This window comes from Cupriavidus sp. 05T313 (assembly GCF_056396665.1).
On record NZ_JBFTLX010000201.1, the window covers coordinates 1 to 13,178 of the forward strand.

Below are 13,178 nucleotides of genomic sequence, written 5' to 3' on the forward strand. Positions count from 1 at the left end.
TCCCCGACATGCCGCGGTAAACCTGTCGCAACCAGTCTCATCGCATCAATGGGCCAGCCTGCCCTGCGCAGCGGCGTCACATCCGCGCGGATGAAGTCCCTGGCATGTCCGCCAGGGCACGCTCAATCACGTCTTGAATCTCGAACGAATCTTGCAGGCGCCGGATGGCCGCATGCAGCTCGGCGGCTTGCGGCCAGGTCCGCTTCAGATAGCTGAGCCACAATTTGACGCGTCCGTGCTCATGACGGCATTCGACACGGGCCTGCAACTTCTTCAGGTAGTCGGCAATGTGACGAAGCACGAGCGGCCATTCCTCGCCGGATGCCACCCTTTCCATCAGCCCGCGTATCCGCAAGGCCAGGAAAGGATCGGATACGGCGCCCCGCCCTATCATCACGTCGGCACAGCCGCTGACAGCCCGGCAGCGTTCCCAGTCGGCGACCGTCCAGACTTCTCCGTTGGCAACAACGGGCACGTCCACGGCAGCATCGATACGCGCGATCCACTCCCAGTGGGCCGGCGGCCGGTAGCCATGGTCGCGCGTTCTGGCATGCACGACGAGGGAAGCCGCGCCGCCTTCCGCCAGCGCGGTGGCGCAGTCGATCGCCAGCGAGGTATCGGACACGCCAAGCCGCATTTTTGCCGTTACGGCGATGCTGGCAGGCACCGCGGCGCGAACGCACGAAACGATCCGGTTCAGCAGCTCAGGGTCCGCCAGCAACATGGCCCCGCCACCGTGCCTGTTGACGACTTTGGCGGGGCAACCGAAGTTCAGGTCGAGTCCATGCGGCGACAACGTCGCTGCTTGGGCCGCGTTCAGCGCCAGCCATTCCGGATCGCTTCCAAGCAGCTGGATCACCATCGGCGTGCCACTAGGAGTATGGCCTCCGTCGAGGATCTCGGGGGTGTCCCTCTCGTAGACGCGCTCGGGAAGCAGAGAGCCGGTCACCCTGACGAACTCGGACACACACCCGTCGTATCCGCCCGCGCCGGTCAGCACGTCGCGCAACACGTAGTCCGCAAGCCCTTCCATGGGGGCCAGAAACAGCCGGCTCATGCGAAAGCTGGCGCCGAAGTGTGGCGCTTGTCCTGGCGATATGCCGGAAAACCGGAAAACACGAAACCGGCCGCCGGAACGGGCCTGGCCTCGGCGGCAAGCACCTGGTGAATGTCCTGGATTTCGGAAGGCATTGGGATTCGCACTGTGCAGGCGAGTCCTCGATATGAATCGCCACATTTGAGAAGGGTAGCCAGCGCGATGAAGCCGCGCGTCACCCGGATATGCGTGATTTTAACCGATCGCCCCAACCAGCAAATCTCGGCAGGATTTTCGCGCCGGGACGCAACTGGATTCACAGTGCGTTGCGCTTGCAGGTGGCACGTTCGGCGTCCGCACCTGCCCGGTCCTGTCCCGCCTTGCGCGGGATTCTGGCTTTGTGGCGCTCGCCTGGCGGGACGCCCTGCTTAACGCGAAAGGCAGGAGTCAGGCGATCAAGACTTCCGCCGGGATTTTCAGTTCCTGATTGAGGCGCCGGATCATGGCCAGGCTGAGGCCTCGCTTGCGGTTCAGCACCTCATACACCCGATTCAGATTTCCGAAATACGGCTGCATATCGCGTGCAGTCAGACCGCCCTGCTCCATCCTGAAACGAATTGCCTCGATTGCGTCCGGGTGCTCCAGCGGGAAATGATCCGCTTCATAGCGCTCGATGAGGGTTGCCATGATCTCCAGGCGATCCCCTTCCGGGGTGCCGGGTACCGGATCGATATCGACGAGCGCCGACACGTCGGCCAGCGCCGCCTGATAGTCATCGTCAGTGTGCAGAGGTCGAATGTCCATGCGTTACTCCAGTTCCACGGTTGCCGCATCGGCCCGGTCATATTCGGCGTGTGTCCCGATGAACTTCACGTACACAACGCCCACGCGGTATGCGACTGCGACGATCAACCGGTAGTTGTTACCGCCGATGTTAAACACCACACGATTGCTACCTACGAAGCTGGCCGACGCGTATCGGTCCTTGATGTCTTGCGGTGTCGACCATCGCGCCCGGATGGCTTCCTCGTGCCACGCCAGCAGCGGCTGCTTTGCGCCCGGGTGCTTCTCGCAGAACATCAGCAGATGTCGTTTCGCAATAATTCGCATGGCACTGATTATAGTCCCAAAATGGGACTACGTCAGATCGATTCGGCAAACGCAGTCACCCGTCTTGCGCGCAAGCGGGGGCGGTAAATGGAATTCGAATGGTGGAATACGCAGTGTCGGCGGCAGCGAGCGGCCTTGTGCCAATGGAGGGAGATCCCGACTCCTGGCCCTAACCGGGCCAGGCCCGCCCAACAGAACTGTTACAGAACTGTTGCCCTGCCAGGCAATACCATGCCGCCTCGCCAGGGCGGCTGGCGACGGCTTACTTCTTGTCCGGCTGGTTGAACGGGAACGTGCCGAACATGTTCTTGGCCTGGCTCTGCATCTGTTCCTGCATCTGCACGAACAGGTTCTTGCTCTGCTCGATGTAGTTGCTCATCATGCCCTGCATCATCGGGCCCTGCATGTTCATGAACTGGGACCACATGTCGGGGCTGAACGGCTCGCCGGAGTATAGCCCCTTGGAGTTTTCGGCCAGCTTGTTCTGGATATCGATAAAGGCCTGGATGTTCTTCTCCAGGTAGGTCCCCATCATGCCCTGCATGGCATGGCCGTAGTAGCGGATGATCTGCGACAGCATGGAGCTGGAGAACATCGGCACGCCGCCGGTCTCTTCTTCCAGGATGATCTGCAGCAGGATGCTGCGCGTGAGCTCGTCGCCTGACTTGGCGTCGATCACCTTGAAATCCTCGGTGTCCATCACGAGCTGCTTGACGTCGGCTAGCGTGATGTAGGTGCTGGTCTGCGTATCGTAGAGCCGGCGATTAGGATACTTCTTGATCAGTCGCTCTGCGCCTTTCTTGGTGGTAGCCATCGTGCTCTATCCTTTTATCGTCGCTGTTGCATGCTGCTGCACCGCATGCTGTGCGGTGCGCAAAATCGAAACCGGCAGCGGGGGATACAACGTGTTGACCTGCAACGCATGATCTATTTTGGTGCGGGCAAGCCGCTGCCCTGATTCTATGCCCAACAAGGCACTATTGAAAGCCGGGGCCGTTAAGGAAAACCCGCACGGGGCAATGGATTGCGGGAAATGCGGGGGCAGGTTTTTACCCGGTTCAGTCGGCATGGTGCGGTGCAGGGAGTGCAATGCAATATTGCTGCGGGGAATGGGGCAGCTCAAGGTCTATTTGGAGAACATGCGGGGACTTCGGTTGACTGCCCGGATTGGCCGCCCTGCCAGTTCCGCCACCAAAAACAAAAAAGGCCCTCCGAAGAGGACCTCCCAAGACAAAAAGCCACCCGAATACCAAAGGCGGCCCTAGCCCATCACCCCATATGCAGGCCGCCGTTCAGCGAGAAATCCGCGCCGGTCGAGAAGCCCGACTCATCGGACGCCAGCCAGGCGCAGATCGACGCAATTTCCTCGGGCGCGCCAAGGCGCTTGACGGGAATGGTGCCGACGATCTTGTCCAGCACATCCTGGCGGATCGACTTGACCATGTCGGTAGCAATGTACCCAGGCGACACCGTGTTCACGGTCACGCCCTTGGTCGCCACTTCCTGCGCCAGCGCCATGGTGAAGCCGTGCAGGCCTGCCTTCGCGGTGGAGTAGTTGGTTTGCCCGAACTGGCCCTTCTGCCCATTGACCGACGAAATATTGACGATGCGGCCGAAGCCACGGTCCGCCATGCCGTCGATGACCTGCTTGGTCACGTTGAACAGCGAGGTCAGGTTGGTATCGATCACGGCGTCCCAGTCGGCGCGCGTCATCTTGCGGAACACCACGTCACGCGTGATGCCGGCGTTGTTGATCAGGACGTCGACTTCACCGACTTCGGCCTTGACCTTGTCGAATGCGGCCTTGGTCGAATCCCAGTCGGCAACGTTGCCTTCCGACGCGATGAAATCAAAGCCCAGGGCCTTCTGCTGCTCGAGCCATTTTTCACGGCGCGGCGAGTTGGGGCCGCAACCGGCCACCACTTTGTAGCCATCCTTGGCCAGACGCTGGCAGATGGCCGTTCCAATGCCACCCATGCCACCGGTTACGTATGCAATGCGCTGAGTCATATCTACTCCTTGATGGCTAGTTTTTATTGAAACCAGCGGGAAGAAGCCCTCTCCCCGCCAGCACACCCCTCAGACCAGCTTGCGCGCTATGCGTTGCGGCAAGCGATGCAGATTGTCACTCGCGTTCCACCGCCAGCGCCACGCCCATGCCGCCGCCGATGCACAGCGAGGCCAAGCCCTTGCGCGAACCGCGGCGCTTCATCTCATGCAGCAGCGTGACCAGCACGCGGCAGCCCGACGCGCCGATCGGATGCCCGATGGCGATAGCACCGCCGTTGACGTTGACCTTGGACGTGTCCCAGCCCATCTGCTTGTGCACGGCCAGGGCCTGGGCAGCGAAGGCTTCGTTGATTTCCATCAGGTCGAGCTCTTCCACGCTCCAGCCGGCGCGCGACAGGCAACGCTGCGATGCAGGTACCGGGCCCATGCCCATTACCTTGGGATCGACACCGGCGGTACCGTAGGCTCGGATGGTCGCCAGCGGAGTCAGGCCGAGTTCCTTGGCCTTGGCAGCCGACATCACCACCACCGCGGCGGCACCGTCGTTCAGGCCCGAGGCATTGGCCGCGGTCACCGTGCCGGCCTTGTCGAAGGCGGGCTTCAGGCCAGCCAGCGCATCCTGCGTGACGCCGTGGCGCACGAACTCGTCGGTGGCGAACTGCACCGGATCGCCCTTGCGCTGGGGAATCGGCACCGGCACGATTTCCTCGTCAAACCTGCCAGCCTTCTGGGCAGCTTCGGCCTTGTTCTGTGAGGCCGCCGCGAACGCGTCCTGCGCTTCGCGCGTGATGCCGTATTCCTTGGCGACGTTCTCGGCGGTGACGCCCATGTGGTACTGGTTGTAGACGTCCCACAGACCGTCCACGATCATGCTGTCGACCAGCTTGGCATCGCCCATGCGGAAGCCGTCGCGCGAGCCCGGCAGCACGTGCGGCGCGGCACTCATGTTTTCCTGGCCGCCCGCCACCACGATCTCGGCATCGCCCGCGGCAATGGCGTTGGCCGCCAGCATCACGGCCTTCAGGCCSGAGCCGCAGACTTTGTTGATGGTCATGGCCGGCACCATCACGGGCAGGCCAGCCTTCAGCGCGGCCTGGCGCGCCGGGTTCTGGCCGGAGCCGGCGGCCAGCACCTGGCCCATGATCACTTCGCTGACCTGCTCGGGCTTGATGCCGGCGCGCTCGAGCGCGGCCTTGATAACGATGGCGCCGAGTTCAGGTGCGGGGATCTTGGCGAGCGAGCCGCCGAACTTGCCCACCGCGGTACGGGCAGCGGATACGATGACGATGTCAGTCATTGGGAGGTCCTCTCGAGTTGAATGCGGATAAGGGGTGAAAGAGGCCGGCTGCCCAATGGGGTGCCGGCCCGGACAAATCCTATGCCTTCGCCTTGACGTAGCGGCCCGGTGCCGCCTCGATGGCGCGGTAATCCTTGTTGCCGTAGTCGGTGGGCGCTGCCTTGCGCGCGCCGGCGTGCTTGCCCAGCCAGGATGCCCAGTCGGGCCACCAGCTGCCGGCATGCTCGGTGGCATCGCTGAGCCAGTCCTCTGGCAACGCCGGAAGCTTGTCGTTGGTCCAGTGGCTGCGCTTCTTCTTGGCCGGCGGGTTGATCACRCCGGCRATATGGCCSGAYGCSCCAAGCACGAARCGCAGYTTGTTCTTGAGCAGCGCGGTCGAGGCGTAGGCCGATGCCCAGGGCACGATATGGTCCTCGCGCGAGCCGTAGATATAGGTGGGCACGTCAATGCTGCCCAGGTCCACCGGCGCATTGCACACGGTCAGCTTGCCCGGCTCCTTGAGTTCGTTCTGCAGGTAGGTATGGCGCAGGTACCAGCAGTACCAGGGTCCCGGCAAGTTGGTGGCGTCGCCGTTCCAGAACAGCAGGTCAAACGGTACCGGAGTATTGCCCTTCAGGTAGTTGTCGACGACATAGTTCCAGACCAGGTCGTTGGGGCGCAGGAAAGAGAACGTGTTGGCCAGTTCCACGCCGCGCAGCAACGCGCATGGCGCGCCCCCGACGCCGCCCAGGGTGGCTTCGCGCAGCTTGACGTGGGCTTCGTCGACAAACACATCCAGCACGCCGGTCTCGGCGAAATCCAGCAGCGTGGTCAGCAATGTCAGGCTGGCCACGGGCCGCACGCCGCGCTTGGCCAGCACCGCCAGCGCGGTGGACACGATGGTGCCGCCCACGCAGAAGCCCAGCACGTTGATCTGGTCCTGGCCGCTGATCTCGCGCGTGACTTCGATGGCGCGGATGGCGGCATGCTCGATGTAGTCATCCCAGCTGATCTCGGCCATCGAGGCATCCGGGTTGCGCCAGGACACCATGTAGACCGTGTGCCCCTGCTCCACCATGTAGTTCACCAGCGAGGTCTGCGGCTGCAGGTCGAGGATGTAGTACTTGTTGATGCACGGCGGCACCAGCAGCAGCGGGCGCGTGAACACCTTTTCGGTGCTCGGCTTGTATTGCAGCAACTGGAAGTAGGGGTTCTCGTAGACGACCGCACCCTCGGTGACAGCCACGTTGCGGCCCACTTCGAAGGCGGATTCGTCGGTCTGTGAGATCTTGCCGCGGCCAAGGTCCTCCAGCATGTTGAGCACGCCAACCCGTAGCGACTCACCGCCCGACTCGATCAGTTTTTTCTGCGCCTCCGGATTGGTGACGAGGAAATTGGCCGGCGACATGGCATCGACCCACTGCGAGACGGCGAAGCGGATGCGCTGGCGGGTCTTGGCATCGGCCTCGACCGCGTCGGCCAGCTCATTCATGGCGCGTGCGTTGATCAGGTAGAAGGCAGCCGCGTAGTGAAAGGCCGCGCTGCTGCGCCAGGCATCGCCGGCAAAGCGGCGGTCGGCCAGTGCCTCCGCCGGATTGGCGCCGCCTTCGGCCATGCTTCGCCACAGCTCGCTGAAGTCCTTCATGTAGCGCTGCTGGATGCCGGCCAACTGATCGGGCGCGATCTTCACGCCCGCCATGGCGGAACCCGTCAAAGCCTCGAAACCGGGAATGCCGGGCATGCCGGACATGCCCTGCTGGGTCGCCATACCGTTGGCCTGTGCCTGACGGGTCCATTCCAGCCATGTCGCTGGATCAAATGGCCCCGAAGCAAATGAAAACGGTTGGGACTTGTCTTCCTTGGCGGAAGCTGCCGCACCTTTGCCGGTTGCCATGATGTTTCGTCTCTCTGCCGTCACTTATTTGAAAGCTGGCTGGGCGGCGTGCCACCACTGCGGGACTCACCCCCGCCTCCAGCCTCGAAACCGGCCCGCGCTGACACCCTCGGCTGGTGACGTCATGCGGTATGCTTGCCGGACACGCCTCTCCGCGGACCGGATGGTGCCGGCGGAGCCTGCGAATGCTCGCGAACACATAATCGCAAGCCACTCGAGGCCATTGTTGCCTTGCAATGTTCTGCCTGTCAATGCGGAAAATTGCGCGGACCGGCGCTAATGGCAAAATGCGCCCGGCGCGAATCTGCGGGCAGCCCGGCGCAGCCACTCCGGCCCCGGGGCAAGCTTGCACGAGAAGGATGACTTTCTGATGTACATCGTTGCAATCGGTTGGCTGTACGTGGTCCTGATGATGGCCATTACCGAACATACCGTGGTCGCGGGCGTGGCCACTTTCGTCTTTTATGGCCTGTTCCCGGTGGCGATCCTGGTGTACATCATGGGCACGCCTGGACGCCGGCGCCGGCGCAAGGCCGAGGAAGCAAAACAGGCCAAGAGCGAGCCGGACCCCGCGGCCGCCGGGGAGCCCGAGGCAACCCAGCCCGCCCAGGCGACGGGCGCGCGACCAGCCCTGCCGCCCGCCCGGGACTAACGGCGAGGGGAATTCAGGCGACCAACCAGACCAGGCTGGCCATGCGGCCAGTGACGCCATCGCGCCGGTAAGAGTAGAAGCGCCGCGCATCGCTGACGGTGCAGGCGTCGCCGCCATACACCGCGGTACAGCCCGCGCGCGCGAGGCGGATGCGGGCAAGCGCATAGATATCGGCGAAATACTTGCCGTCCGCGCCGGCGCGGAATGCGCGATCCACCGGTCCCGCTTCTTCGGGCAGCGCCTGGGCAAGAAAGGCCTGCCGGACTTCGGCGCCGACCTCGAAGGCTTGCGGGCCGATCGCAGGACCAAGCCAGGCCAGCCACTCGGCCTGCGCGCCTGCCCGCTCGCCCATGCGTGCCACCGTGGATTCGATCACCCCGCCGCACAACCCGCGCCAGCCAGCGTGCGCCGCGCCCACCACCGTGCCGGCACGATCGCAGAGCAGCACCGGCAGGCAATCCGCGGTCATTACGGCGCAGACCCGCGCAGGGGTCGCGGCAATGCTTGCGTCCGCCTGCGGAACCGCGCCATCGGCCGCGAACTTGTCCTCGGTGGCGATCGCGCAGCCATGCACCTGCTCCAGCCAGCCTGGCGCGGCCGGCAGCCGCGCGGCCAGGCGCGCCCGGTTGCCGGCGACCGCCGAGGGATCGTCGCCCACGTGGGTGCCGAGGTTAAGCCCGCCCGGGCTGCCGTCCGCCAGGCCGTAAGGGGCCTGGCTCAAGCCGCCCTGACGGGTGGTGGACAACGCGCGCACCCGCGCCGGGGCCGGCCAGTCAGGAACCAGCCACGGCGCCTCAGTCGTCATCGCCGTACTCCCATGCGCCGTCCTCGCCCTCCACCCAGCCGTCATCCTCGTCCTCATCATCGGCGCGGTCGAAATCGAGCGCTTCGATCAATGCCTGCAGGTCGTCGGGCGGCGGCGCCTCCCACGACATGGACTTGCCGGTCGTCGGATGCACCAGCCCCAACCGGAAGGCGTGCAGCGCCTGGCGCCCCAGCGGCACCGGCAGCGGCGCCTTGATGGCCGGGCGCTGGCCGCGCTGCGTAGCGGCGCGATGGTAGACCGGATCGCCGACCAGGGGATGGCCGATTGATTCGAAATGCACGCGGATCTGGTGCGTGCGGCCSGTTTCGAGCTGGCACATCACCATCGAGACATGGCCCCGCCCGAGCGGCACCGTGCCCAGCGTGCGGAAATGGGTGCGCGAAGGCTTGCCGCTGTTGGTGAGCACGATCGCCATGCGGATCCGCTCGCGCGGATCGCGGCCGATCGGCGCATCGATGGTGCCCGATTCGGGCGTCTCGCCCCACACCAGCGCCAGATAGGTACGTTTGACGGTACGCGCCTGCAACTGGCGCACGAGATCGGTCTGGGCGGTAAGCGTGCGCGCCACTACCATCAGCCCGGAGGTTTCCTTGTCGAGCCGGTGGACGATGCCGGCGCGCGGCAGGCCCACGGCCTCGGGATAGCGGTGCAGCAGGCCGTTGAGCACCGTGCCGCCCCAGTTGCCGGCCGCGGGATGCACCACCAGCCCGGCGGGCTTGTCGATGACCAGCATTGCCGCGTCCTCGTACACCACCTCGAGCGGCACGTCTTCCGGCACGAAGGCGCGCGATTCGGCGGGGGCCTGCGGCCGCACCACGACGCGCTCGCCCATCTGGACCGAAGCCTTCGAGCGGCGCACCTCGCCGTCGACCAGCACCGCGCCGCTCTCGATCCATTGCTGCAGGCGGCTGCGCGAAAATCCGCTGAGATGGCGCGCCAGCAATTTATCGAGGCGCTCGCCATGTGACGCACCGTCTACTTCAAACTCCACTTGCTGCATTTCCAACTCGATCGGCGATGCCTGCGCACCAGCCTCCAGGCCGCCTAGCGCGGCCACATCGGTCAGGTCTTCCAGGTCCTCCACTTCGTTCAAAGTGTCGGCTGAATCGGCAGCTTGCTGCGCGATGCCCTTGGCGGCGGTTGCCGGCAAGGGGCTTGGGCTATAATGCTTGACGCTATTTTTCATCCGGRAYAKGTTGCCCATGCAATYGMWGAGCATGAARCGCGCSAACTGGCGCGCWAGARTTGGAGCGATTYTGCTCGCAGGCKGCTGCSTCATGCTATCGGCGTGCGGCCTGCTGTCGGATCAACCAGACGAAACTGCCGGCTGGTCGGCTAACAAATTATATTCGGAAGCCAAGGACGCACTCGATTCCGGCGACTTCACCCGTGCAGTCAAGCTGTACGATAAGCTGGAAGGACGTTACCCCTTCGGCCGTTTCGCGCAGCAGGCGCAGATCGATTCCGCCTATGCCAGCTACAAGGATGGCGAAACCGCCGCGGCCCTGGCCTCGGTTGACCGCTTCATCCAGTTGCATCCGAATCACCCGAACGTGGATTATGCCTATTACCTGAAGGGCCTGATCAACTTCAATGATAATTTGGGCTGGCTCGGCCGCTTTTCCGGCCAGGACCTGAGCGAGCGCGACCCCAAGGCCGCGCGCGCCGCGTATGACGCATTCAACACCCTCGTCACGCGCTTCCCCGACAGCAAGTACACGCCGGACTCCGCCGCGCGCATGCAGTACATCGTGAACGCGCTGGCCCAGCACGAGGTCCATGCGGCACGCTACTACTACAAGCGTGGCGCCTACCTGGCCGCCGCCAACCGCGCCCAGCAGGCGCTCAAGGAATATGATGGCGCCCCGGCCAACGAAGAAGCGCTGTACATCATGATCCGTTCCTACGACTCGCTGGGCATGAAGGATCTGCGCGACGATACCGCCCGCGTGATGGAAAAGAACTTCCCCAACAGCGATTACATCAAGTATGGAGAACGCCGCAAGGACAAGTCCTGGTGGGAAGTGTTCTGAACGGCAGGCATGCAATTGAGTAGGCCGGAGGCGCAAGCCCCGGCAACAAAAAGCCCGGTCTCAACCGGGCTTTTTGTTGCCTGCTCAATCGGGCCGCGCTTCGCCCCCTTGGTCCGCCGCTGGCGCCTCCCCGCCGTCCCGGATCGATTCTAGGAAGCGGATCACGGTCTCGGCCTCGCGCGTCCGCTTGAAGGGCGGCAGGCTCTGCCAGATCTGGCGACCATAGGGCTTCTCCACCAGCCTGGTATCGCAGATCACCAGCACCCCACGGTCTGTCTCGGAGCGGATCAGGCGCCCCGCGCCCTGCTTGAGCGTGATCACCGCRTGCGGCAACTGGTGCACGGCRAACGGGCTCAGGCCCTTYTTCTGCAGCACTTCCATGCGTGCGGCCAGCACGGGATCGTCGGGTGGCGCAAACGGCAGTTTATCGATGATCACCAGTGACAGCGCCTCGCCACGCACGTCGACGCCCTCCCAGAAACTCTGGCTGCCGACCAGCACCGCATTGCCAAGCTCACGGAAACGGTCGAGCAGTTCCGTGCGGCTGGCCTGGCCCTGGACCAGCAGGGGTAGTGCCAGGCCGCGCTCCGCGAAGGCCTCGTAAAGCATATCGGAGGCACGCTGCACCGCCCGCAGCGTGGTGCAGAGCAGAAAGGCGCGACCGCCCGCCGCCTCGATCAGCGGCAACGCGGTTTGCACCACCGCTTCCGTGAACTGGGGCGACTGCGGCGCCGGCAGGTCTCGCGGCACGTAGAGCAGGCCCTGCTCGGCGTAGTCGAACGGGCTTGGCAAGGTCAGCGACCTGTCCTTGTCCAGCCCGAGCTGGGCAGCGTAGTGGCTGAAATTGCCCTTCACCGAGAGCGTGGCCGAGGTAAATACCCAGGCTCGCGGGTGGCCTTCGCGCTGACGCGTGAAGATTGGCGCGATCGACAACGGGGTGCGATGCAGCTGCACCGTGTGGGAGAACACCTCCACCCAGCGCACCGTGTCCGGCCCGAAGGCGGCTGCAGGGGCCGCCACCGCGCCATCTTGCGCCTCGCCGCTCGCGGCGGGCTGCGGCGCGGCCTTGGATTCGCTACGCCAGGCCGCCAGGCGCTGATCGAGCTCCACCGCGCGGCGGTGGCACTGCTCCAGCGACTCGGCGCGCTCTGCCTGGCTTTCCAGCAGGGTCACGAACTCCCCCAGCGCACTTTCGAGTGCGTCCAGCGTCTCAAAAAAAGGCTTGCTGATGCGCGGGTCCGCTTCGATCTGGTTCACCGCCAGGCGCGCATTGTCCTTGGTAAAGGCCAGCCGCAAGTCCCGCGCGGCACGCTCCAGGGGTGCCGCGATGCGCACCCAGTCGGCGGCGTCCCGCGCGTGCGAGAGGCCTTCGGCCACGGTATCCCGCGCGAGCTCCAGCAACTGGCTGGTCGACAGGCTGTCGCCAAAGAACAGCGTGGCCGTCTCCGGCAGCTGGTGCGCCTCGTCGAAGATGACTGTGTTGGCCGCCGGCAACAGTTCCGCCATGCCTGTGTCGCGCAGTACGACGTCGGCAAAAAACAGGTGATGGTTGACCACCACCAGGTCGGCTTGCTGCGCCTCCTTGCGCGCGCGCATGACAAAGCACTCTTTGTAGTTCGGGCACTCCGTGCCGAGACAGTTGTCGCGAGTCGAAGTGACCAGTTGCCATACCGGCGCGTTTTCCGGCACCGAGGCAAGCTCGGCCTTGTCGCCCGTGGACGTCACCTTGGCAAACCGGGCAATCTCGCGCAGCCATGCGGCGTCCTGCCGCGAGGCCAGGCGGCCCTGGATTTCGGCGCGTTCCAGATGGTAGTGGCAGAGATAGTTGGCCCGCCCCTTGAGCAGCGCGACCGACACCGGCACATTGAGCGCGCGCCGCACCGTGGGGATATCGCGCAGGAAGAGCTGGTCCTGCAGGTTCTTGGTACCGGTGGAGAGGATGACCTTGCCGCCCCACAACATGGCGGGGACCAGATAGGCAAAGGTCTTGCCGGTACCGGTGCCGGCCTCGACGATGACCGTGTCGGCGCGCTCGATCGCGCTGGCAACGGCCTCGGCCATGCGCTCTTGCGCCTCGCGCGGGCGGTAGCCTTCGATGCCCTGCGCCAGGGTCCCGGTCGGGGCGAAGATGGTAGCCAGTTCGGCGGCATGCGATACCGCGGCACCGGACGGCCCGGTACCGCTGGCGGCCGGCATTGCGGGCGTATCTGGCGTGTCGGCCGCAGCGGACACGGTGGTCGTTACGGGGACCGCGGGCGTGGCGGAAAGGTCTTCTTCGGAGGCGGGCAAGGCGAGGCTTTATGGCGGACCGCTTCAGCGACGGCCCGTGGACAAGGGGAAT

At 64.6% G+C, this 13,178-nt stretch carries 13 protein-coding genes; 2 read left to right on the plus strand and 11 right to left on the minus strand.

Annotated elements, in window-relative coordinates:
* Nucleotides 1-76: 76 nt before the first annotated feature.
* From AC1DKD_RS30955 to phaC, 8 genes are all read right to left on the minus strand, one after another.
* A complete protein-coding gene (locus AC1DKD_RS30955; RefSeq protein ID WP_441631218.1) occupies nt 77-1,057 on the minus strand; it encodes a tRNA dihydrouridine synthase in 981 nt (326 codons plus the stop codon).
* A gap of 426 nt (nt 1,058-1,483) precedes the next feature.
* On the minus strand, nt 1,484-1,840 hold the full coding sequence (locus tag AC1DKD_RS30960; protein WP_477103931.1) for a helix-turn-helix domain-containing protein: 357 nt from the start codon (nt 1,838-1,840) through the stop codon (nt 1,484-1,486).
* Between the two features lie 3 nt (nt 1,841-1,843).
* Nucleotides 1,844-2,146 carry a type II toxin-antitoxin system HigB family toxin gene (locus AC1DKD_RS30965; protein ID WP_441631222.1) on the minus strand — a complete coding sequence of 101 codons (303 nt, stop codon included), beginning with the start codon at nt 2,144-2,146 and terminating at the stop codon, nt 1,844-1,846.
* Nucleotides 2,147-2,408: 262 nt separating this feature from the next.
* Nucleotides 2,409-2,960 carry a polyhydroxyalkanoate synthesis repressor PhaR gene (phaR, locus tag AC1DKD_RS30970; protein ID WP_035860143.1) on the minus strand — a complete coding sequence of 184 codons (552 nt, stop codon included), beginning with the start codon at nt 2,958-2,960 and terminating at the stop codon, nt 2,409-2,411.
* 6 nt (nt 2,961-2,966) lie between these two features.
* Nucleotides 2,967-3,215, minus strand: a complete 249-nt coding sequence (locus AC1DKD_RS30975; protein WP_441631224.1) for a hypothetical protein — start codon at nt 3,213-3,215, stop codon at nt 2,967-2,969.
* Nucleotides 3,216-3,415: 200 nt separating this feature from the next.
* Complete coding sequence (locus AC1DKD_RS30980; RefSeq protein WP_035860140.1) at nt 3,416-4,156, minus strand: 3-ketoacyl-ACP reductase; 741 nt, start codon at nt 4,154-4,156, stop codon at nt 3,416-3,418.
* Nucleotides 4,157-4,271: 115 nt separating this feature from the next.
* The gene (locus AC1DKD_RS30985; RefSeq protein ID WP_441631227.1) at nt 4,272-5,453 is read right to left on the minus strand and encodes an acetyl-CoA C-acetyltransferase; all 1,182 of its coding nucleotides are present in this window, start codon (nt 5,451-5,453) and stop codon (nt 4,272-4,274) included.
* Between the two features lie 79 nt (nt 5,454-5,532).
* Nucleotides 5,533-7,326 carry a class I poly(R)-hydroxyalkanoic acid synthase gene (gene phaC / locus AC1DKD_RS30990; RefSeq protein ID WP_477111176.1) on the minus strand — a complete coding sequence of 598 codons (1,794 nt, stop codon included), beginning with the start codon at nt 7,324-7,326 and terminating at the stop codon, nt 5,533-5,535.
* A 370-nt stretch (nt 7,327-7,696) separates the two neighbouring features.
* Here phaC and AC1DKD_RS30995 point away from each other — a divergent pair, with 370 nt between their 5' ends.
* Nucleotides 7,697-7,978, plus strand: coding sequence for a hypothetical protein (locus tag AC1DKD_RS30995; RefSeq protein ID WP_477111175.1), 282 nt, complete (start codon nt 7,697-7,699; stop codon nt 7,976-7,978).
* Between the two features lie 13 nt (nt 7,979-7,991).
* Here AC1DKD_RS30995 and pgeF read toward each other — a convergent pair whose 3' ends face one another.
* Both pgeF and AC1DKD_RS31005 read right to left on the minus strand, forming a co-directional pair.
* Entirely contained in the window at nt 7,992-8,783 is a 792-nt protein-coding gene (pgeF, locus tag AC1DKD_RS31000) for a peptidoglycan editing factor PgeF (protein ID WP_441631233.1), read from the minus strand.
* A complete protein-coding gene (locus AC1DKD_RS31005) occupies nt 8,773-9,990 on the minus strand; it encodes an RluA family pseudouridine synthase (RefSeq protein ID WP_035860220.1) in 1,218 nt (405 codons plus the stop codon). Before AC1DKD_RS31005 ends, pgeF begins: the two co-directional genes overlap by 11 nt.
* 16 nt (nt 9,991-10,006) lie before the next feature.
* Here AC1DKD_RS31005 and AC1DKD_RS31010 point away from each other — a divergent pair, with 16 nt between their 5' ends.
* Nucleotides 10,007-10,837, plus strand: coding sequence for an outer membrane protein assembly factor BamD (locus AC1DKD_RS31010; RefSeq protein WP_477144107.1), 831 nt, complete (start codon nt 10,007-10,009; stop codon nt 10,835-10,837).
* A gap of 84 nt (nt 10,838-10,921) precedes the next feature.
* Here the strand turns inward: AC1DKD_RS31010 and AC1DKD_RS31015 are convergent, their stop codons facing one another.
* Nucleotides 10,922-13,033 carry a DNA repair helicase YoaA gene (locus AC1DKD_RS31015; protein ID WP_441631277.1) on the minus strand — a complete coding sequence of 704 codons (2,112 nt, stop codon included), beginning with the start codon at nt 13,031-13,033 and terminating at the stop codon, nt 10,922-10,924.
* Nucleotides 13,034-13,178: the final 145 nt, after the last annotated feature.